The 18,201-nt window shown below is 59.2% G+C and carries 24 protein-coding genes; 7 read left to right on the forward strand and 17 right to left on the reverse strand.

The annotated features are described in order from the left end of the window. Positions 1-9: 9 nt before the first annotated feature. Complete coding sequence (locus BLV47_RS11040) at positions 10-711, reverse strand: cyclase family protein (protein ID WP_244168859.1); 702 nt, start codon at positions 709-711, stop codon at positions 10-12. Between the two features lie 422 nt (positions 712-1,133). Between BLV47_RS11040 and BLV47_RS11045 the strand changes: the two genes are divergently transcribed. Then, a complete protein-coding gene (locus tag BLV47_RS11045) occupies positions 1,134-1,841 on the forward strand; it encodes a haloacid dehalogenase type II (RefSeq protein ID WP_092313317.1) in 708 nt (235 codons plus the stop codon). Between the two features lie 120 nt (positions 1,842-1,961). Here BLV47_RS11045 and BLV47_RS11050 read toward each other — a convergent pair whose 3' ends face one another. The 7 genes from BLV47_RS11050 to BLV47_RS11085 all read right to left on the reverse strand — a co-directional run bounded on the left by BLV47_RS11050 (position 1,962) and on the right by BLV47_RS11085 (position 6,623). Next, positions 1,962-2,633, reverse strand: a complete 672-nt coding sequence (locus BLV47_RS11050; protein ID WP_092313320.1) for an SOS response-associated peptidase family protein — start codon at positions 2,631-2,633, stop codon at positions 1,962-1,964. A 628-nt stretch (positions 2,634-3,261) separates the two neighbouring features. Next, positions 3,262-4,311, reverse strand: a complete 1,050-nt coding sequence (locus BLV47_RS11060; protein ID WP_092313326.1) for a tyrosine-type recombinase/integrase — start codon at positions 4,309-4,311, stop codon at positions 3,262-3,264. Between the two features lies 1 nt (position 4,312). Continuing rightward, a complete protein-coding gene (locus tag BLV47_RS11065; protein ID WP_092313329.1) occupies positions 4,313-4,555 on the reverse strand; it encodes a DUF4224 domain-containing protein in 243 nt (80 codons plus the stop codon). A gap of 53 nt (positions 4,556-4,608) precedes the next feature. Beyond that, positions 4,609-5,241: a polysaccharide lyase family 7 protein gene (locus BLV47_RS11070; protein WP_092313332.1), complete on the reverse strand. Its 633-nt coding sequence runs from the start codon at positions 5,239-5,241 to the stop codon at positions 4,609-4,611. Between the two features lie 221 nt (positions 5,242-5,462). Further along, the gene (locus BLV47_RS11075; RefSeq protein ID WP_092313335.1) at positions 5,463-5,936 is read right to left on the reverse strand and encodes a class I SAM-dependent methyltransferase; all 474 of its coding nucleotides are present in this window, start codon (positions 5,934-5,936) and stop codon (positions 5,463-5,465) included. Continuing rightward, positions 5,933-6,124: a hypothetical protein gene (locus BLV47_RS11080; RefSeq protein ID WP_092313338.1), complete on the reverse strand. Its 192-nt coding sequence runs from the start codon at positions 6,122-6,124 to the stop codon at positions 5,933-5,935. The genes BLV47_RS11075 and BLV47_RS11080 overlap by 4 nt, the downstream gene beginning before the upstream one ends. 52 nt (positions 6,125-6,176) lie before the next feature. Next, the gene (locus tag BLV47_RS11085; protein ID WP_092313341.1) at positions 6,177-6,623 is read right to left on the reverse strand and encodes a hypothetical protein; all 447 of its coding nucleotides are present in this window, start codon (positions 6,621-6,623) and stop codon (positions 6,177-6,179) included. A 178-nt stretch (positions 6,624-6,801) separates the two neighbouring features. On the opposite strand from BLV47_RS11085, the gene BLV47_RS11090 reads away from it, so the two are divergent. After that, on the forward strand, positions 6,802-7,050 hold the full coding sequence (locus tag BLV47_RS11090) for a hypothetical protein (RefSeq protein ID WP_143038257.1): 249 nt from the start codon (positions 6,802-6,804) through the stop codon (positions 7,048-7,050). Positions 7,051-7,053: 3 nt separating this feature from the next. Here the strand turns inward: BLV47_RS11090 and BLV47_RS11095 are convergent, their stop codons facing one another. After that, positions 7,054-7,731 carry a hypothetical protein gene (locus BLV47_RS11095; RefSeq protein WP_092313347.1) on the reverse strand — a complete coding sequence of 226 codons (678 nt, stop codon included), beginning with the start codon at positions 7,729-7,731 and terminating at the stop codon, positions 7,054-7,056. A 47-nt stretch (positions 7,732-7,778) separates the two neighbouring features. On the opposite strand from BLV47_RS11095, the gene BLV47_RS35320 reads away from it, so the two are divergent. Beyond that, positions 7,779-7,988, forward strand: coding sequence for a hypothetical protein (locus tag BLV47_RS35320; RefSeq protein ID WP_143038258.1), 210 nt, complete (start codon positions 7,779-7,781; stop codon positions 7,986-7,988). Here the strand turns inward: BLV47_RS35320 and BLV47_RS11100 are convergent. Further along, entirely contained in the window at positions 7,985-10,030 is a 2,046-nt protein-coding gene (locus BLV47_RS11100; protein ID WP_092313350.1) for a DNA cytosine methyltransferase, read from the reverse strand. The genes BLV47_RS35320 and BLV47_RS11100 overlap by 4 nt on opposite strands. Before the next feature lie 84 nt (positions 10,031-10,114). Between BLV47_RS11100 and BLV47_RS11105 the strand changes: the two genes are divergently transcribed. After that, positions 10,115-10,345 carry a hypothetical protein gene (locus tag BLV47_RS11105; RefSeq protein ID WP_025129945.1) on the forward strand — a complete coding sequence of 77 codons (231 nt, stop codon included), beginning with the start codon at positions 10,115-10,117 and terminating at the stop codon, positions 10,343-10,345. 27 nt (positions 10,346-10,372) lie between these two features. On the opposite strand, the gene BLV47_RS36155 is transcribed toward BLV47_RS11105, so the two are convergent. From BLV47_RS36155 to yejK, 3 genes are all read right to left on the reverse strand, one after another. Next, complete coding sequence (locus BLV47_RS36155; RefSeq protein ID WP_167365641.1) at positions 10,373-10,549, reverse strand: hypothetical protein; 177 nt, start codon at positions 10,547-10,549, stop codon at positions 10,373-10,375. A 276-nt stretch (positions 10,550-10,825) separates the two neighbouring features. Then, positions 10,826-11,584: a hypothetical protein gene (locus BLV47_RS11110; protein ID WP_092313353.1), complete on the reverse strand. Its 759-nt coding sequence runs from the start codon at positions 11,582-11,584 to the stop codon at positions 10,826-10,828. A 48-nt stretch (positions 11,585-11,632) separates the two neighbouring features. Beyond that, on the reverse strand, positions 11,633-12,640 hold the full coding sequence (gene yejK, locus BLV47_RS11115) for a nucleoid-associated protein YejK (RefSeq protein WP_092313356.1): 1,008 nt from the start codon (positions 12,638-12,640) through the stop codon (positions 11,633-11,635). 145 nt (positions 12,641-12,785) lie between these two features. Here yejK and BLV47_RS11120 point away from each other — a divergent pair, with 145 nt between their 5' ends. Further along, complete coding sequence (locus BLV47_RS11120; RefSeq protein WP_092313359.1) at positions 12,786-13,103, forward strand: hypothetical protein; 318 nt, start codon at positions 12,786-12,788, stop codon at positions 13,101-13,103. Between the two features lie 12 nt (positions 13,104-13,115). On the opposite strand, the gene BLV47_RS11125 is transcribed toward BLV47_RS11120, so the two are convergent. After that, positions 13,116-13,631, reverse strand: coding sequence for a hypothetical protein (locus tag BLV47_RS11125; protein ID WP_092313362.1), 516 nt, complete (start codon positions 13,629-13,631; stop codon positions 13,116-13,118). Between the two features lie 473 nt (positions 13,632-14,104). On the opposite strand from BLV47_RS11125, the gene istA reads away from it, so the two are divergent. Continuing rightward, positions 14,105-15,790 (forward strand): IS21 family transposase, encoded by a 1,686-nt coding sequence (gene istA / locus BLV47_RS11135; protein WP_062838241.1) that lies wholly within the window; start codon positions 14,105-14,107, stop codon positions 15,788-15,790. Beyond that, positions 15,678-16,427, forward strand: a complete 750-nt coding sequence (istB, locus tag BLV47_RS11140) for an IS21-like element IS1474 family helper ATPase IstB (protein ID WP_062838242.1) — start codon at positions 15,678-15,680, stop codon at positions 16,425-16,427. The genes istA and istB overlap by 113 nt, the downstream gene beginning before the upstream one ends. 49 nt (positions 16,428-16,476) lie before the next feature. Here istB and BLV47_RS11145 read toward each other — a convergent pair whose 3' ends face one another. The 3 genes from BLV47_RS11145 to BLV47_RS11155 are packed head-to-tail and all read right to left on the reverse strand — an operon-like array spanning position 16,477 to position 18,195. Continuing rightward, positions 16,477-16,878 carry a hypothetical protein gene (locus BLV47_RS11145; RefSeq protein WP_244168860.1) on the reverse strand — a complete coding sequence of 134 codons (402 nt, stop codon included), beginning with the start codon at positions 16,876-16,878 and terminating at the stop codon, positions 16,477-16,479. Between the two features lie 7 nt (positions 16,879-16,885). Beyond that, positions 16,886-17,449 (reverse strand): siphovirus Gp157 family protein, encoded by a 564-nt coding sequence (locus BLV47_RS11150; protein WP_092313364.1) that lies wholly within the window; start codon positions 17,447-17,449, stop codon positions 16,886-16,888. Next, positions 17,446-18,195 (reverse strand): hypothetical protein, encoded by a 750-nt coding sequence (locus BLV47_RS11155; protein WP_092313367.1) that lies wholly within the window; start codon positions 18,193-18,195, stop codon positions 17,446-17,448. Before BLV47_RS11155 ends, BLV47_RS11150 begins: the two co-directional genes overlap by 4 nt. Between the last annotated feature and the right edge of the window lie 6 nt (positions 18,196-18,201).

An 18,201-nucleotide genomic window follows, 5' to 3' on the forward strand; every position in this document is an offset into this window, starting at 1 on the left:
GAAATGCTCTCAGGGCAAAAACGCCATTACGGAAACAGGAGAGCCTGACCCCTCTTTAAGTCTAAGAATACCAATGGCCAGAGTTGAACCCTTCGCAGGTAGTTGATCGAGATTGGTTAAGCACTCTAGGACGATACCATTTTCCGCCAAAATTTGGCGGTTGGTGGCGTAAACCGTATCTTGGCCTGGATCAACACCATGTGTATCTATTCCGACACCAGCTATCTTGCGTTCTTCGAGTAGAAATTTGGTCGTAGCAGCGCCCACGCCAGGAAAGTGCGGGCCTTTCGCGTCTTCATTGATAAAACGCTTGGGATCATTCCACAGGGCTTGCCATCCCGTATAAAATAAAACCAATGAATTTGGGGGAATACGGCCATTGGCCTGTTCCCATTTCTCGATATCTTGAAGGTCAATCACATAGTCCGGGTTATCTCTAGCCTTGGCTCGTATATCAATCACGACGGCTGGGCGTATCAAAGACTCTGGTTTATAGGCGTCTATTCCAATGGCATTAGGATAAAAACTATTGGGAGCATTCATGTGGGTCGCGCTGTGCTCGCCAATACTGAATCGGCGCAGGTAATAACCGTCTTTTTCTTGTAAGGCTATTACGTCAAACTCCACTGGAGGGTCGTTAGGCCAGAGCGGGATAGTGGAACTAATAATATGGCTTAGATCAATTACTTTTTGAAACTGAATGCTCTGCATTTTGTTGGTATCCTTACTCTCTTCAAGATTTACTCCGATAGCTGTCGCTGACAAAGTGGTCAGTATAGCAATGGATGTCCATTTGAAATATCCCTTGTGCTTCCTTGATGTCGCCATTGTAATTGACTTCCCTTTAACTTAAGAGGTGACTCGTATTTTTGCGACTGCTTGCAATGTTAGGGAGAATCTTTGAGGGGCTCGATCATAACGGATAGAACAGCTGGCCTGCAGCCTTGGTTCTCGGTGATTCATTAAAACTTTGGTTATGATCGCATTATTCGGTTATCGCAACTGATGTGAGATTTGCTTCGTGGGGCTGGCAGGTTGCTATTTAGCCCAGAGGGATGTAGTGGAACGAGAGCTTACGAGGCGTCGATAGCAGCATGCCAGTCCTGGCGCCTCGACTCGACGGAGGAGAGGCAATGAATACGCTTCAAGCATTGATTTTCGATGTCCAGGGGACCGTCACCGATTTTCGTTCGAGTATCGCGCAGCAGGCGTTAGCCATTGCGGGCGCGCGGGCTCCCGGCGTCGACTGGGGCCGTTTTGTCGATGATTGGCGAGGCAAGTATCGTCCGGCCCTCGATGACATTCTTTGCGGCAGGCGGCCATGGTCGTCTGTGGATCGCCTTTATCGCAGTGCACTCGATGAGGTCATCGAGACGTACGATTTAGGATTCCTCAACCCGGAGGAGCGTGAGCGCATCAATTTCGCTTGGCAGGCGATCGCTCCCTGGCCCGATGCCGTCCAGGGACTGAACCGACTTAAGGCGCGATTCAAGATAGCGACCTTGTCAAATGCCGACGTCAGTGCGGTGGTCAATATTTCAAAGGTCGGACAATTACCTTGGGATGCCATCTTCGCTGCCGAGATGGTTGGGACCTTCAAGCCCGATCCGCGGGCTTATGAAATGGCGCTCCGCTATCTGGGCGTGGCGGCCGGTGATGCCATGATGGTTGCCTGTCACAAGTACGATCTGCTGGCCGCCGGGGACCTTGGCATGAAAACCGCGTTCGTGGCCAGGCCGCTGGAGTTTGGGCCGCAGGCCAATGTCGATACGGCTTTCGATGAGCGGTTCGATATCAACGCTCGAGACTTCCTGGACTTGGCCGATCAACTCGACTGCTGAGTCATAGCCGTGCCGGCCTAATACTGGATGATCCATGCTGCCGGGGAGGAGGCGACCGTGAGGCATATGGAGCAAAAAACGGATCCGAAATCCGTTTTTTGCGGCTCCTGACACGTATCGCTATACAGGTTCGATCAGTTCCTGCCCGTAATTTCTGACGTTGCCAACTGCGGTGCTCACCTTGAACCATTCGAATGCCTCTTCCGCTTCGCCCTGCTGCAGCGCCATATGCTCAGCGCGCTCCTTGGGCGTTGCTGGGTCTAGCCATTCCCGGGCCAGGTCCGGCGCCAGGACCACCGGCCGGCGGTCGTGAATGTCGACCATTCCTCCCTCGCTATCTGCCGTGATAATCACAAACCCTTCGTGCTCGCTACGGTCCTGGCCAGGCAGTTGTCCGATTGAGGCGCACAGGATAGGTGAACGGTTGCGGTGCCGGATCAGGTAGGGCTGCTTCTTCGGGCCGCCTTCGTCCACCCACTCGAACCAGTTGTCGACTGGGCATATGGCCCTGTGTGGCCATATCTGCCGGAAGAATGGGCCATGGGCCACTTTCTCGACGCGGGCGTTTATCGGTGCCGCTCGGTCCGTAGCCCAGTGTGGCCGCCAGCCCCAGGTCACAGGATCTGCATAGAGCATGTCGTTGGCGATATGGAAGAGTGCGAGTTGCATCGTTGGCGCAGCGTTGTAGCGTCCCAGGGGTTGATCGCCGATGTTGTTGACCACGGCCCCGGGCATGCTCAGGGCTGCGACGAAGTCGTGGATACCGCGGTATTGCGAGAGTCGTCCGCACATGGCTGTGTCCTCGGTTGCTCTCAGCGTAGCTTTCCCCTGCCTCCGTGGGGGATCTGCCTGCGCAGATCCTCGTTCTCCCGGTCCGTGCACCGAACACTCAGCTCAAGGTCGCTGACTTTTTTCCGTAACCCGCAGCTTCTCCGGCCTTTTCACGCAGCCTCGCCAGGGCCTCGTCGCAGTCCCTCTCGGTCTGCGCCTGCATGTTGACCCGTTTGAAAATGTTTTCCCGGGCTGCGCGCAGTTGCAGGTTCAGTTCGGCGACCTCGTTCTCAAGCAGCAGGATGTGTTGCCTGCAGGTTTCAAGGGGCGCGGGGATTCCTAGCCAATTCGTTCGGCAGGAAGCCGGAGGAGGGCTGGTTATGGAACGCTTTGCGTGGAAGGGCGCCAATCCTGAACGCCAGACACAAAAAAGCCCTGAAAAATCAGGGCTTTCTCGTTGAGATTTGGCGGAGGCGTAGAGATTCGAACTCTAGGACCTGTTACAGTCGGCGGTTTTCAAGACCGCTATGCAAAGGCCCATAGATCAAGAGGTCTAGAGTTTTTTCATTGCAAAACTTTGGTTTTTTGAATGCTCTACAGGCCGCATTCTACAAGGGGCGTCTTTCGCGTTTTGTAACGGCTTTTCCTCCTATTTGGACGGTTGGGCAATAGCCCCGACTCGCCGGTATACGCGTTCCGTGATGTCGCCTTTTGTGTGCCCCAGGAGCAGGCTTGCCTCGTCGATATCGGTGATTTCTGACGCGGCTTTTGGCCTGATATCTCGGAACTGAAAGTTTGCGATCCTGCTCGCCATAAGCGTGTCGCCCGCTTCAATTGCCTCCGTCTTCGCCTTGTCCCTCGCCTTATCCCATCTGTCGCGCAGCATCTTGGCTGTCATGCGCTTACCTCGCGAGCTCACAATCAGGTAGCTACAAGGATGCTGAGCATTGCGCTCGTTCATCTGCGAAATTAGAAGTCCCAGGCTGTTGAGGACTCCGTTGGCTGATACCTGGATGCGAAGCTTCTTGTGCGTCTTGTTCTGCTGAACTCCCAGAAAGTCCCCCTCTACATCGTCCCTGCGCATAACCAGGACATCTGCCGGCCGCTGGCCAGTCAGATACGCCAAATCCATAGAATCCTTCAGTTCCTGGCACGCCTTCCGGTAAACCGCATCCCACACCACGTCATTTGCGTAATAGTCGCGAGGAGTTTCCTTATTCTTGCGTACGCCCTGGCAAGGGTTTTCTTTCGTGGTAAGGCCCCACTCGCGCGCCATGTTGAACACATGGGAGAGCGTTGCGATCTCTCTGTTCGCTCGTACTTTCGCCGTTCGTGCATCCCGATACCCAGCAATGGTTGCCGGGGTTATGGAGTCGATCGGGGCGCTATCGAACAGAGGGCGCAGCTGCTTGATCTCGGCGAGGTTGTCGCGCTGCGTGCGAGGGGCCTTCTTCGGGATAATGTCGCGGATGTACCGATCAAAAATCCCCTTCATAGTGCGCAGATCCAGAGGCTTCTCCTTGGCTTCAAGCTCGGCCCATTTGAGCCGAGCCTGGTCGAGGTCCTTGCCGAGTGGGATGCGCTTTCCCGCTGAGTCCAGGTAGAAATAAGCAATCCATGCTGTGCCGTCTTTTCGTGGCCGGACCCACTGGTACATCCTGGGGGGCAGGTGTCGATTCTCGGTCTTGCGGGGGCGCATATCAGTTCACTCGCGAAAAGTCTGGCGTCCATGCCGGCGCTGCCGGCGGCGGGTTGGGGTCAAAAAATGTCGGAACCACAGCGCCCAGCTTCATACGGGCGTACTGGCGACCCACTAGCGGCCGGCCGCCGCGGCTCTCGACATACAGCCACTTACGGTCATCCAGCCAGCGCCGCTGGTGGAATCGACCCTTGTAGCCGGTGATGTCGGCTAGCTCTTCTTCCGAAAGGATCTCGGTTTCCATGGGGTTCTCCACGCCGCGCGTGGCGGCAGGCTGTTGTTGAATGGGAGTTGACCTCAGCCTTGCAACTCACCGTTGAATACGTCGAAGGATTCGTAGACGACCCAACCGCCTTCTGTCTCCGGCCCCTTGTTGTCGATCACATAGGACCCAGCCTTGAAATAGAACGGGTATTTGTCCCAGGTCTTGCTCGCTGCTGCGCTGGCGCTCAAGTTGTCGAGGGTGACGCTTAGCTCGCCAAAGGCATCAACCTGGAGGCTGTAGCTAAATGGCTGGCCCAGCGGTACAGGTTTCTCCAATAGTGTTTGGGCGAATCCACTCGGCGACTGACGTGTTTCAATCCGAACCACGCCGTTCCACCACATCGCCATCAAGAACGGGTTCGGGGCGTTAAGCGCATGGATCTGGCCGAAAATGACCTTGCCGCTGGATGGGGCTTTTTCGACTCGTACCCGACCTGCCATCGAATGCTTGGCGCTGCCGCGAATCCAGTTGGATGAGACAGGAGAGTCAGGAAGAGTCTGGCGGCTTTCTGTGCGGGGGCTTTTGGAGGTTCCCGAGGTGCCGCCTTTGACCGAGCACCAGTAGTTGGTGTGGCCGTTCTGGTCGATCCAGAAGAGGTTTTGCGGTGGCCGCTCCGGGTAAAGATAAAGCATGCCGTGAGCGATGATGTTGCCGAAGTTGTTCATGGTTTTCTCCTTGGTTTTTTTGATGTCTGTGTCTCGCACACGGATTCCGCGCACGATTTATGGGGGGCTAAATGCCTTGCTGGCGGGTGTGGGGAGTTGAAGGAGTGAAATCAGATCTTGCTGATTGAGTCTGGCGTTGCGCCTGGCTATGGTTTGCAGTGTTCGCCCGGTTCGTTGTCAGGCTGCTGCAGCGGCCGGCTTATGCCGGGCCGGGCGGACTCTTATCGCTTCATGAACGTGATCCAGTGCGTTTTCTCCCGCTTGCCTGACTTGTGGCCAAACAACGGTCTTTCGTCGGTCAGTGCCAGCAGCTCACTGACCAGCACCTGGGTTTCGTTCCACTTGAAGATCAAGATGCCTTCCTGCTCCAGCACCCTGAAACACTCTGCGAAGCCCTGACGGATATCCTCGCGCCAGTCGCTGGTGAGCATCCCGTACTTCGCCCGCATCCAGCTGTCGACGCCGGCCCGGGTCAGATGAGGCGGATCGAACACCACCAAGCGGAAAATGCCATCAGCGAAGGGCAGTTGCCGGAAGTCCATCAGCACATCCGGCTCAACCTTCAACACCCGGCCATCACAGAGCAGGTGCTCCTCGTCGCGGATATCGCCGAACAGAGCTCGCTGATCTCGCTTGTCGAACCACATCATGCGGCTGGCGCTGCAGGGGTCGAGAACCTTTGCTGTGGCGCTCATGGACTTGGCTCCTTGTAGCCGCTGCTGATGCGGTCGGCGATCCCTTCCAGGCTCTCAGCCATTCCCCACATGTCGTTGTTGTCGCGGCGGGATACGACCTTGCAGCGGGCAACGTTGCGACCGATCAAGATCCATGCAGCCAGCCTGATCAACCAGGCCTCGGCCTTTCTGCGAAAGAACCTGTTCATGGCCTTGGCCCCGTGTAGATCAGGTAGGCCATGTAGAGGATGGGGATGATCATCAGTAATCCCCCCAGCCCAAGCCCTGGATGTAGTCGTTCGGGATAGTCACGGCCTCGGTCGGAATCGTGCTTTCGACTTCAAGATTGCCGAAGTACCCGAGAGCTGCCTGGGCGCGCTCCAGGGACAACTGGGCATGCCGCATCTGCCAGGACTTGCGTGCTTTGTACGAGCGCAAAGCAAGCGCCTTGTCGGTATAGGCGAAGCGCCGCCCCCAGGTGCCACCTTCCTTCAGTACGCGCTTACGGCGCTTCTTCACTGCGTCGTCGGTCCAGCTGTATTGCGGGCCTTTGACGAGGTCGCAGGTGTGCTTGTCGCCGATGTAGTAGCACTGCGCGGTTTCGCCAATCACCTGATAGGTGATGCAGTGAACCTCAAGGCCATCTGGACCGATGGTATCGATGTAGCGGAAGTGGTCTGGCCACGCTTTCTGCATTTCTTCAGGCATGACTTGTCCTTGCCGCTGCTGCGGCTGGATTGAAAGTGGGGAAGGGGTGAGGGTTACTGCTGTGGAGGGTGTGACAGGGGCTGCTCAGGGGGGGGATTGGGGTGCTGAAAGAGGACATGCTTCGACAAAGATCCACCCTGGAACTACTGTGATTGAACGCGGCGAAGGTAGCCCCATCATGTTCAATCAATATCCAAATCAAAAGCTGGGTCGGCGGCTGTTCTTTTTAGCGGGGCTATTGATGCTGAGCGTAGCGATCGTAGCCCTTGTTAGGACTGATTGGGTCACCTCTTTATTGATTGCTGTGGCTTCGAGCATCTTCTTCATGCCCGCGTTCATCCTTAGCGAAAAGGCCTTTGACCGAGTTGTAAAATCGATGGCCAAGATCAGCTTCCTAGCTCCCGTCATTCGATTTCTCAGCGGTTGAAACTTATGAGAGTTCGGTTTTTGCGATAGGAGTACAAATGTGCTCTTTTCGGGATTTCTTGCCCTGGATCTGGCTTTGCAGCTTCATCAGCGCATCAGTGACGTTGCCAAAGCCCATGTCCCGAGCCAGCTGCCAAACCTCGTCGTACAGCTCGGCCTTGTACTTGTCGCTTGTGGTGCTGACTGGCGAGCTCGGCTCGTCGCGCTCAACCGGCGGCGATTCCCGGTCAAGTTTGCAGCCATCGGCGCACCCACCGCAGGCGCCGCACGACTTGGCAGGATCTGCGCTGGCGGATAGGGCGGCAACCTTCTCGGCCCAGGGTCTGATGAAGTCGCGTCCTGGGTTGATGCAGGAACCATCCGGCTCAAGCTTGAAGGCTTCCAGCACATCGCAAATCAGCGCATCCCGCTCGGCCAGCTGAACTCGATAGACCGAGCAGTTGTTCAGGGCGTTTTGCAGTTCCTCGGCAACAAGCATCTTGAGCCGGCGCTGTTTCTCAACATCGGAGCGCAGCCCTTCGACCTCCTTCTCCAGCCGCTTCGCTTCATCGAACCATGACCGCCGAGACAGCTCGCGGTCGTTGTCGCTGAAGGTCAGAGCGTCTATCTGCTCGTCCTTGGTGTTCAGGTCTGACTGAAGGGCAGCTACTCGCTGCTCCAGGTGTTGGGTTTCTGTGGGCATGGGGATACCTCAAGCTATGCTGAACTTGCGTTCAAGGAGGAATAAGAATGGCGCCGAAAATCCCGCAATATGCTTCGAGACATCCGGTCGACCAGCTGGCGCAGTACTTTTGCAAAACATGCTCGAAAATGAGGCTTGGCCGCGTATCTCGGTCAGGCTGGACCACCGACGGTAGCAATCTGGATCGCGAGCTTTATGTGATCTGCCTTAAATGCGGGAATCGCCAGTACGACAATTACAACTGGCTTCCTCTTTAAGCTGCTGAGGCCAACTGATCCCTGGTTAGCCACGGGTCGTTTGCCCGGGCCAGCGCGGCCATTGGCGGCGGGCTGACGCTGTTGCCGCACATGTGCACTTGCTGGGTCTTCGTGAATGGCTTGCCGTCGGCACCGTGGCTGATGATGTAATCGGCGGGGAAGCCCTGAGCCTTGTACAGCTCAGAGGGCTGCAGCATCCGCAGGCAGATGTCGACGATCACATACGGCGTTCCCTTGATCGTGACGGTGACCAAGGCGAGGCGATCCTTGGTGGTGATCGTCGGGGCTGGCTCATCGGCCCCGCTCACGTTCTCGGTGCCGTAGTAGCTGATCAGGAATGCCGCGACCCGCAGGGCCCCAGCTTCAACTTCACGCGAGAGCTGCAGCTCGACCAGCGAGCTCTTCCCGCCACCGCCGGCAGTGATGGTTGGTGCCTGTTCGTCCGCTCCCTGTCCGACGCTGGCGCCGAACTGGCGCTCCATGAAGGCGGTGACCAGAGCGTGATGCTGTCCAGTCGTCACGGTTGGTACCGCGCTTCGCAAGTCCGTTGCGGCGTGCCCGGTGGTGTTGGTGATTAATGTCGCCGTCACCAGCTGCTGCTGGCTACCGGTGTTAGTCACCGTGGTCATTGGATCAAGAATGTCCTTGGCATGCGTGGTGTTGAATCCACCGTTGGCCTGGATCATCACGGCGGTGCCGATGGACTGACCGCCGCCGCTGGCGGTTATGGTGCCAACCGGGCCGCAAATGTCGTTCACTCCATGGGAGCGGCGCTTGTTTGCGCCAGAGCCCTCGCCGTGTCCAGCCTGGACGATGCAGGCGGAAGCCAGTGCGCGGTGGTTCTGCGTCATCAGCGTACCCACCGGCTGTTCCACGCCCACTGGCTTGCCGGAGTATTCCGGGCCACCGGCCCCAACCATCACCGGACTGATCAGCGTCAGCTCGCCGCGATTCGCGCAGGTCACAGTCGGTAGCGGGTCGGCTGGGCCATTGATCCGGTCGCTGCCCTGATGCGTGGCTGGCGCGATGATTGGGCTGGCCATGGCGAACGATCCTCCACGGGGCCAGGACGTCACGGTCCGCAGCGGTTCATGGGGTGACTGCACGCTGTCGCCCGACCAGTTAGCAATTGGAACGATGAACGGGTCAGCAGCATCGAGAACGAATTTCTTCATGCCCTTGGCGATTCGCCGCAGGGTTGCAGGTGCCAGCGGCTTCGGCCGGTCGAAAATGCTTTTGCTCGGGATTGTCCAGTCAATGCACTCGGCGGCGGTGCGCCACTTCTTCTGGCCCTTGGCCGGGTTCTTGGCGTGAGTTGGCTCTGGCCATACGATGGGCTGGCCGTCGCAGCGAGCGATCATGAACAGACGTTCTCGGCTGGTGGGCGCGCCGAAGTCGCACGCCTTGATCACGCGCCACTCGACGGCATACCCCAGGCGTTGCAGCTCGGCGACGAACACGGCCCAGGTCCGGCCTCGACGGGCTGGATCTGGTACCAGGAACTGCTGGTGGACCGGCACAACCTCACCAGGTGTAGCCACACTGCCGCCGAGTTTCACAACTCGGCCAGTGGCTTTGTCACGCTTGGCGATCAGGGGGCCCCACTGCAGGATCTGCTTCACGTTCTCCAGGCTGATTACCCGGGGCTTCTTCTTGCCGGCCCACTTGAGGCCGATCCACGACAAGTTTCGGATCTCGCGTTTGCGCGGCTGTCCGCCCGCAGCCTGGCTGTGGTGTGTACAGTCCGGCGACATATGGAACCAGCCAACGGCCTTGCCGCCACATTCGGTGTCCGGATCACCCTCAAACACGTCGGTGGTGTAGTGCACAGCGCCCGGGTGATTCACGGTATGCATGCTGATTGCTGCAGGGCTATGGTTCTTCGCCACGTTCACCGCGCGACCCAGACCCATTTCTAGGCCAGTACCGGCGCCGCCACCCCCGCAGAAGAAGTCGACAACGATCTCATCGTCCTGAGTACTGAAGCCAAGCCCATACTGGGTTTTGAAGTCGAAGGGGTGTTTCTTCTGGCGTGCAGACATGCGGGATCCTCGCTGGCTGGCGTAATAGGTTGGATTGATCTATTTCTATGAGAGCCGGAAGGAATCCGGTTCAAGGAGGGCAAGATGAGTAAGAAACCCACCAACAAACTGATCGCTGAAGTTTCTGGTTTGACAGAAGTGCAAGTTGGAATGCACTTGGCAGAACTGAAGCAACAAGCAAACGGCGACTGGTTAGCCTATTTCGGTATCGAGATCGAGCAATACCCGGAAGCCTGCAATAAGCTAGAGCCTTCAAAGATTGTTCGAATTCCTGTTGATCTAGCTAACAACTGGTACGACCGAGGCAATGGATAGTCCATCGGATTGAAGATGGAAAAAGCATCACAGTGAGACTTCGCCAGCATCGATCTTGCGGAGTTCGAGCACTTCGATTTTCTGTGTGCCGTCGGTGATCACCCAGCAGGGCAGCTCAAGGTTCCGAAAGGTGCCGTGATAGTTTCGGTACGCACCAAGCGCGGCCTTGCGGAAGGAGTCGGCCACGACCTTGCCGATCGGCATCGGGTTGCCCCCCCCAGTAGGCTCAGCTCGAAAACAGATGTGTTGGAGATGCGCTTCTCTGCTGCGCGGATGGTGCCCGGGGAAAGCTGGAACTCCCGGGCTACCTCGATCACCCGCTTGTAGATCAGGGCATCATGGATCTTCTGGTCGCGGGCGCCGTTACGCAGGCCTGCGTAGATGACTGCTTGCATAGGTTTCTCCGGGCAGCCGATGGCCGTGGCCTGGCTGGCGTGATCGATGGGGTAGGGTGGAGTGCCGGCGGGCAACGCAGGATGGTCAGGCGGCTTTCGCTGCGTCTTGCTGGGCGAGGATCGCCTTGGCTGCGTGATTGATCAGATACAGCCGGTTGATCAGGCTGTCGCGTGGCTTGTCGATGGTGATCTCCCAGTAGTCGCAGCCCAGGCCCAGCTCTTCGTGGTGCTCGCTCATCAGCAGGCTGGCCTGTTCGATGTACTCGACGTGCTGGGTCTCGTAAAGACAATCATTTAGCTCATCCCAGAAGTCATACCCGTCATCACCAAACTCCAGCGGTTTCAGCTTCGCTTTGACCAGCTCCCGTAGCTCGCTCCAGCGGCCGGCTTCGTAACGGCCGCCATCGTTTTGTACCCACTCGGGCAGCTCGCCGCCCTCATCCTCGTCGACGTGTTCACATATCCTGTTGCACGCGCCAGTCACCAGGGCGGAGCGGAAGGCGTCCTCGTCGAACTCTCGCTCTTTGCAGTGCCGCTCCAGCTTCGAGTGGATGTAGTAGTCGATGTCGTCACCAGCGAGGAACTCGATGCCGTAGGACAGGCCAACACTGAAGGTCAGACCATCGATGTCGCCGACAGTGGCGATGCCGAAGCGCGTCATGAGGATGTCGAAGGCGTAGCAGTTGGTTCCAGGTGCTTTGCAGCGCCAGGCCTTCAACTGGTCGGTATCGGCCAGGACTGTGTACTGGTGATCCTTCAGGCACTCCGCGGCGCGCTCACGGCGCTTGGCTTCTTCAGCTTTGCGCTTAGCGATCCATTCCTGATGGCGTTGTTCGTCGTTCATGGCTCTCTCCATGCATGCGCCGCTCCGGGTGGCGGCGCGTGGCTGATGTCAGGCGCCTGCGCGCTTGAGCTGCTCGACAAGCTGGGTTGGCAGGCCGCGCAGGGTGAGGGTTCCACCGGATTGGTCGAACTCAACCTTGGAGCCCAGCAGGTGCTGCTCGAAGCTGATGGAAAGGCCCTCGGCGCGACCAGTGAAGCGCCGGAACTGGTTGAGGGTGCGTTTGTCCGCGGGGATCTCCGGCGACAGCCCGTAGTCCTTGTTGCGGATGTGGTCGTAGAAGGCCTTGGGGCGATCCTCGTTGATCAGTTCGGACAGCTCCTCAAGGCTCACCGGCTCGCCAAGCTTGGACTGAGCCATGGAGTAGCTGACGAGGGCCTGGGTCTTCTCCCGAGCTGAATCTTCCGGTAGGTCCTCGCTTTCCACGAAGTCGCTGAAGGCCTTGAGCAGGGTGCGGGTCTCGCCTGGGCCGTCGACGCCTTCCTGGCAGCCGATGAAGTCGCGGAAGTAGTCGCTCGACTTGCGACCGTTCTTGCCCTTGATGAACGAGATGTACTGGCGCGACTTCGGGTTGTCCTTCCACTCGCTCAGGTTGATGCGGGCGGCCAGGTGGATGTGGTCCAGGTCCAGGCGTCGAACAGAGGTCAGGGCGAGGCCGTCGGCCACGGTAACCGCTTCAGTTTCCTGCAGAAGGGCAATTACCAGGTAGTCGGTCAGGCCTTGCTGGTAGTGGCAGAAGAGGGCGTGCCCGCCTACGGAGAGGTTGGATTCCTCCATAAGCTTGGTCAGGTGCTCGACCGCAGAATTGCTGAACTCGATGAAGTCTTGCCCGCCGGCCAGGTACTTGGTCAGCCAGTCGCTGAAGGGGTATGCACCGGATTCAGGATGAAACAGGCCCCAGGCCTTGCCTTGTTTGGCGTTGTAGCTTTCGTTGACCTGGTGCATCAGGTCGTCGCGGATCTCACTATCCGCCAGTTCGCTGCCCGAGTAGTGGAGCACTGCAGGGCTTCCGTCAGGCTTCTTGTCGATCTTGTGGATGATGCTGTGAAGTACTGGCATTGCGATTACCTCAGACAACCGCCACCCTCCGTGACCGGTGGTGGCAAATTGGGGTGGGATGGGGTATTACGGGGGTCCGGCATGGGGCCGGGCTGTTCGAAAGCACAACAAAGCAGATCCTTCTGCTCAACTAGGGACGCTAGGCATGGCATCTACGGTTTATGACGCGATACAAGATTTTATAAGCGCTGGGCGCCTGAGCGAATCTGAGGCCGCGGATTTATTGTCACGCTACAGTAGTAAGGTGCAGGAGCAGCTAATCTGCGCCATGTACCTTGGAAACGCTCATCTTGATTACACCGAGCTGAAAGAGCGGGGCGACAACTACATTGGCTATACGGACCATATTCCGCAGAGCGATTACGCCAAAAAAATCTATGAGAAGAACACAAATGTGCCGAGGTACTTGGAGAAAGCGCTCGAGTGCGCCCGGAATTCGGAATTCGACCTTACCCGCTTGTAGGTCGCACGCCTCTCAAGAAGATGGCTTCAAAACCTCATCCCCCGGATCCTGCTGAATCATCAGCATGCTCTTCCGGTCGAAGGCAAGGGCCAGCCTTGGCGAGATGCTGATCTCGTGACGCGGCGGGGTGAGAAACTTAGCCGCCTGCAGCGGGCCGAGAGCGTGGATGCCGTGAATCAGCGCCTCGATCATCTGGCTGTAGGTGGCATCCGCCCATCCACAGATGGCCCGCAGGTGCTGGCCGGTTCGCTGCCTGGCTGACAGCCTCATTGGCTCAGTCCGCGCCACAGATCGGTGATCTTCTATTTCGTGGCGCGCGATCCTGAACAGTGCGTGATGCCCGAGCGCCTCGATGTGATGAATCATCAGCGTCATCGCCTCGCCCTGTTCCTCGATCCCGGCCCACTCCATCAGTTCCAGCAGGGCCTGTTTAGTCCCTGGCCGAACCTTCAAGCGCAGGTCTTCCTCCTGCAGGCGCTCGGCCTTGGCTCGGCGCTTCTCGTCTCGGGCCTGCTGAGACATCGCCATACAGCACCTCCTTCAATCCGCTGGGCGGCAGGTGAATATGCAACTGGCTTCGACGCTGCTGCACGCGATTGTTGATCCGCTTCAAGCTCGCTTCTCCCAGCGCTTTGGGAAGCTGAACTCATAGGTGAGCTCCAGGCGGTGGAGGAGTGAGTCGGATATACCGGCCTTCCTGCAGGCAGCGATGCGTGACACTCCAGCGTCCCGCAGGGCAGCTAGGCGCTCGATGAGCTTCAAATCTCGCTCCCTATTGCGGATTTCGGAGCACCGTGACCGGCCGTTTCGGTTGATCGTGACCGGTCATTTCGCTAACGCGTGACCGCTCATTTCGGTAGCAACGTGACCGATTTTCCGCCTGTTCCGAAACAGGTGGTCACGGCTTACCGAAATCGCCGGTCACGACTTAGCGAAAGCCTTCCCCTTCGTTGCGCATGACCTGATGCGCCGCCATCCTCGACCGATTTCGGGAGAGGAAGATGGCGGCGCCGCGAGTAGCCATGCGAAACATCAAAGAATGTCTGCGCCTCAAGTTTGAGGCCGGCTTGTCCCACGAGAAGATTGCCCGTGCCTTGCAGCTGTCCAAGGGCGTGGTTAGCAAGTACATCGCGGCGGCGCGGGTGGCCGGGCTGGACTGGCCGGCGCTGGTGGCCATGGACGAGGCCGCGCTGGCGGCCGCCTTGTTTGCACCGACGTCGACGAACAAGCCGCGCGGTGAGCGAGTGCTGCCCGATGTGCTGAGCATCCACCGCGAGTTGCGACGCAAGGGCGTGACCTTGCAGCTGCTGTGGGAGGAATATCTCGCCGCGCATGCGGGCCAGCCGACCTACCGCTACACCCAGTTCGTCGAGCACTACCGGCGCTACGCCCAGACGCTCAAACGTTCGATGCGTCAGCTGCACCGTGCGGGCGAGAAGCTATTCATCGACTATGCCGGGCCGACGCTGCCGGTGGTCGACCCGGCCACCGGCGAAGTGCGCCGGGCGCACATCTTCGTCGCCGCCCTGGGCGCCTCGAATTACACCTATGCCTGCGCGACGCCAGGCGAAACCCAGGTGGACTGGCTGACCTCGCTGGGCCAGGCTCTGACCTACTTTGGCGGCGTGCCGGAAATGGTTGTGCCGGACAATCCGCGCGCCCTGGTCGCCCAGCCGGATCGCTACGAGCCGGGCCTGAACCGGGCCACGCTGGAGTGCGCGCGTCATTACCAGACGGTGATCCTGCCGGCACGGCCACGCAAGCCTCAGGACAAGGCCAAGGCCGAGGTGGCGGTGCAGGTGGTCGAGCGCTGGATCATGGCGCGGCTGCGCCATCGGCAGTTCTTCAGCCTGCATGCGCTTAACCAGGCCATCGCCGAGCTGCTGGAGGATCTGAATCGGCGCCCGTTCAAGCGGCTCGATGGCTGCCGGCGCGACTGGTTCGAGCGCCTGGATCGCCCGGCCTTGCGAGCGCTGCCGGTGCATCCCTACGAGGTCGCCACCTTCAAGCGCTGCAAGGTCAGCATCGACTACCACATCGAGGTCAATGGCAGCTTCTACAGCGTGCCCTCCGCCCTGGCCCGGCAGAACGTGGACGTGCGACTGACGGCACACACCCTGGAAGTGCTGCATGGCAACCGGCGGGTGGCCAGCCACCTGCTGCTGGGGCGACGCGGCGCTTACAGTACCCAGCGCGAGCACATGCCCGCGGCGCACCAGGCGCATCGCGAATGGACGCCACAACGCCTGCTCGACTGGGGCGCGCGGATCGGCCCCTACACGCGCCAACTGATCGATCACCAACTGACCCACAAGCCGCACCCGGAGATGGGCTACCGCGCCTGCCTCGGCCTGCTCTCGCTGGCCCGGCGCTATGGCAATGCACGCCTGGAAGCCGCTGCCGAACGTGCCGTACACCTGCGCGCCTTCACCGGGCGCAGCGTGCGCAACCTGCTCCAGCAAGGCCTGGATCAACAGCCGCTGCCCCAGCGTGCCGCCGAAACGACCTTACCCGGCGACCACGAGAACGTCCGTGGCGCCGACTACTACCAACCCCCGCAACAGGAGCTGTTCGATGATGCCGCAACACACCCTGAATCAACTGCACCAGCTACGCCTGGACGGCATGGCCCGCGCCCTGGAAGAGCAATGGACGCTGCCGGCCAGCCACAGCCTGAGCTTCGATGAACGCCTCGGCCTACTGCTCGACCGCGAACTGGCCTGGCGTGACAACCAGCGCCTGGTACGGCTGCGCAAGAAGGCCAAGCTCAAGTACGCCAACGCCTGCCTGGAAGATCTCGACCGCCGCACCGGACGCGCCCTGGACGAGCGTCTGATCGCCACCCTGGCCAGTGGCGACTGGATCCGCCAGCAGCACAACCTGCTGCTGACCGGCCCGACCGGTGCCGGCAAAACCTGGCTGGCCTGCGCCCTGGGCAACCAGGCCTGCCGCCAGGGCTATAGCACCCTGTACCTGCGCACCCCGCGCCTGCTGGAACAACTGCGCATCGCTCATGGCGACGGCAGCTTCGGCCGTACCCTGCAACAGCTGGCAAAGGTCGACGTCCTGGTGCTGGACGACTGGGCGCTAGCCCCGCTGGAGGAAGGAGCCCGGCATGACCTGCTGGAGGTGATCGACGACCGCGCTGGCAGCCGCTCCACCATCCTGACGAGCCAACTGCCCATCGAGCACTGGCACGGCTGGATCAACGACCCGACCCTGGCCGATGCCATCCTCGACCGCCTGGTGCACAACGCCTACCGACTGACGATGAAAGGCGAGTCGCTGCGCCGAAAAAAAGCCGAGGAACAAGCCGCATCGTGACCGATGCGATTACAATCCAGAACCCGCGCAACCGGGGTGGAAGCACCGGTCACGTATTAGCGAAACGCTCGGTCACGTTCACCGAAATCCGCACCCTATCAACGACCTTGCTCTTGAACATGAAGCCGCCCTCGTGGGCGGCCCGACGCATGGCTGACTCTGACTTTCCGGTGGCAGCCATGGCTTGGTCGATGGTCATGGTCTTGGCGAGCTCGCGGATGGTGTTGACGTAGGCTTTGCGCTCGGCGAAGTGGTCTTCGTAGGTGCGCTTGGGCTGCGGGCGGGTGGCGCGTTTGCCATGCTGGCCAGCCAGGTCTTTGCGTGGCCGGCGAGGCTGGAAACTGAAAGATTCCAGCACCTGGACCTTGTTGCCAGACATGAAGAAGGCAGCCTTAGCTGCCTCGAGTTCTTCCTGGCGCTCGGAGCGGACCAGGATGTAGTTGTTGGTCATGGTTACCTCACTTGATGCGAATCGAGCTCTCGCCGCGCTCCAGGTGTGCCCAGGTTGGTTCCGACATCAGCTCGTGCTCGCAGTCTTCTCCGGCGGCGATTCGCTTGTGCACGGCCTCGTTGTGGTCACGGATCTCTTTGAGGCGTACCGCGATGGTTTTCTTGTCCGGAGTGATTACGCTCTTCAACGACACGAACTCATCAGGTACCGCCTTCTCGTCATCGACAATCACCTTCTCTGGCGAAAGGGCGAGAGTGATGGTGAACAGCGGGCGCTTGATCGACTTGATGTCCGCGGCCTCCATGTTCAGGCGTAGGAAGTCGCTGAGCTGGCCCACGGTGTTCTTCTTGATGCGCTTGAGTTCGTTCAGGCGGTCGACTTCCTTGTCGATGGCATCGATGTCGCCCTCGATGTTCCGGCGCAACATGACGATGCTTTCGGCCTTTACTTCGAACTCGCCTTTGATGCCGTCCATGGTGTCCTGAATGGCCTGGCGCAGCCCTTCGTCGTCGGTATCTGCCAGGGCGGCGAGTTCGGCCATCTGGCCAGTCAGTGCGTAGAGCTCGGTCATGCTGCACCTTCCATAGAGTCTTCAAGGTCCGCTTTGCGGGCGTCCTTGGCGCGGGTGAATTTGAGTTTGTGGGCTTCGCGTTCTGGATCGTTCTGACGAAGGTCCAGCTTGCGCATGGCCGATTTGTAGAGCTGCTGCAGCTCGTTGAGCGACTGCGCGGTGCCGATCAGATGGAGCGTCTCAGCCAGCCATTCGCGGTACTCGGCGGCCAGACGCTCCTTCGCTTCGATCTTGTCCTCGGCGCGCTCGATCTCGGCTTCACCCAGGCGCTCGTTGACGTAGTGAATGTCGTCGTAGAGACCCAGACGAACGTCGGCAGAGAAGCCAAGCTGACTGAGGCATTTGCCGATCGCATCGGTGAGGGATTTCTTCGGTGCGTCGAAGTCGGTGCCGATGCTTCCGAACTTGTTTTGAGTGATGAAAGGCGTGTGCCCGTAGTGCGTGATCGTCTTGCGCTCACCGTCGCCGCCCAGGTACCACAGGGCGACCTTGAGGGTGTGCACCTGGGCGTGGGCCAGCACCACGCCTTCCTTGCTCAGCAGCGGGCCGCCGATGTCGAAGCGCTCCTCAATCACGTCATAACCCCAGCCGGTGCCGCAGGGGCCGAACTGCTCCGTGGCGCGCTTGGCCAGGTACTGGGCATTCACCGCGGTACCCGTGAAACCACCGGGGCCGGTGTATTCCTTGGTGAACTTGGGGTCGGTCTTTTCGACCTCCTCCCACAGGGTGAGGTTAGGTACAGGCATGACTAT

This window comes from Pseudomonas saponiphila (genome assembly GCF_900105185.1).
Lineage (GTDB): Bacteria > Pseudomonadota > Gammaproteobacteria > Pseudomonadales > Pseudomonadaceae > Aquipseudomonas > Aquipseudomonas saponiphila.

What these genes read in the sequence shown, in the direction of transcription:
- BLV47_RS11040 (WP_244168859.1), bottom strand. Translation starts at nt 711, where the DNA reads ATGCAGAGCATTCAGTTTCAAAAAGTAATTGATCTAAGCCATATTATT.
- BLV47_RS11095 (WP_092313347.1), bottom strand. Translation starts at nt 7,731, where the DNA reads ATGCCCACAGAAACCCAACACCTGGAGCAGCGAGTAGCTGCCCTTCAG.
- istA (WP_062838241.1), top strand. Translation starts at nt 14,105, where the DNA reads ATGGCGGCGCCGCGAGTAGCCATGCGAAACATCAAAGAATGTCTGCGC.
- BLV47_RS35320 (WP_143038258.1), top strand. Translation starts at nt 7,779, where the DNA reads ATGGCGCCGAAAATCCCGCAATATGCTTCGAGACATCCGGTCGACCAG.
- BLV47_RS11120 (WP_092313359.1), top strand. Translation starts at nt 12,786, where the DNA reads ATGGCATCTACGGTTTATGACGCGATACAAGATTTTATAAGCGCTGGG.
- BLV47_RS11105 (WP_025129945.1), top strand. Translation starts at nt 10,115, where the DNA reads ATGAGTAAGAAACCCACCAACAAACTGATCGCTGAAGTTTCTGGTTTG.
- BLV47_RS11100 (WP_092313350.1), bottom strand. Translation starts at nt 10,030, where the DNA reads ATGTCTGCACGCCAGAAGAAACACCCCTTCGACTTCAAAACCCAGTAT.
- BLV47_RS11085 (WP_092313341.1), bottom strand. Translation starts at nt 6,623, where the DNA reads ATGCCTGAAGAAATGCAGAAAGCGTGGCCAGACCACTTCCGCTACATC.
- istB (WP_062838242.1), top strand. Translation starts at nt 15,678, where the DNA reads ATGATGCCGCAACACACCCTGAATCAACTGCACCAGCTACGCCTGGAC.
- yejK (WP_092313356.1), bottom strand. Translation starts at nt 12,640, where the DNA reads ATGCCAGTACTTCACAGCATCATCCACAAGATCGACAAGAAGCCTGAC.
- BLV47_RS11065 (WP_092313329.1), bottom strand. Translation starts at nt 4,555, where the DNA reads ATGGAAACCGAGATCCTTTCGGAAGAAGAGCTAGCCGACATCACCGGC.
- BLV47_RS11125 (WP_092313362.1), bottom strand. Translation starts at nt 13,631, where the DNA reads ATGGCGATGTCTCAGCAGGCCCGAGACGAGAAGCGCCGAGCCAAGGCC.
- BLV47_RS11110 (WP_092313353.1), bottom strand. Translation starts at nt 11,584, where the DNA reads ATGAACGACGAACAACGCCATCAGGAATGGATCGCTAAGCGCAAAGCT.
- BLV47_RS11145 (WP_244168860.1), bottom strand. Translation starts at nt 16,878, where the DNA reads ATGACCAACAACTACATCCTGGTCCGCTCCGAGCGCCAGGAAGAACTC.
- BLV47_RS11070 (WP_092313332.1), bottom strand. Translation starts at nt 5,241, where the DNA reads ATGAACAACTTCGGCAACATCATCGCTCACGGCATGCTTTATCTTTAC.
- BLV47_RS11045 (WP_092313317.1), top strand. Translation starts at nt 1,134, where the DNA reads ATGAATACGCTTCAAGCATTGATTTTCGATGTCCAGGGGACCGTCACC.
- BLV47_RS11075 (WP_092313335.1), bottom strand. Translation starts at nt 5,936, where the DNA reads ATGAGCGCCACAGCAAAGGTTCTCGACCCCTGCAGCGCCAGCCGCATG.
- BLV47_RS11050 (WP_092313320.1), bottom strand. Translation starts at nt 2,633, where the DNA reads ATGTGCGGACGACTCTCGCAATACCGCGGTATCCACGACTTCGTCGCA.
- BLV47_RS11060 (WP_092313326.1), bottom strand. Translation starts at nt 4,311, where the DNA reads ATGCGCCCCCGCAAGACCGAGAATCGACACCTGCCCCCCAGGATGTAC.
- BLV47_RS11150 (WP_092313364.1), bottom strand. Translation starts at nt 17,449, where the DNA reads ATGACCGAGCTCTACGCACTGACTGGCCAGATGGCCGAACTCGCCGCC.
- BLV47_RS11090 (WP_143038257.1), top strand. Translation starts at nt 6,802, where the DNA reads ATGTTCAATCAATATCCAAATCAAAAGCTGGGTCGGCGGCTGTTCTTT.
- BLV47_RS11155 (WP_092313367.1), bottom strand. Translation starts at nt 18,195, where the DNA reads ATGCCTGTACCTAACCTCACCCTGTGGGAGGAGGTCGAAAAGACCGAC.
- BLV47_RS36155 (WP_167365641.1), bottom strand. Translation starts at nt 10,549, where the DNA reads ATGCCGATCGGCAAGGTCGTGGCCGACTCCTTCCGCAAGGCCGCGCTT.
- BLV47_RS11080 (WP_092313338.1), bottom strand. Translation starts at nt 6,124, where the DNA reads ATGAACAGGTTCTTTCGCAGAAAGGCCGAGGCCTGGTTGATCAGGCTG.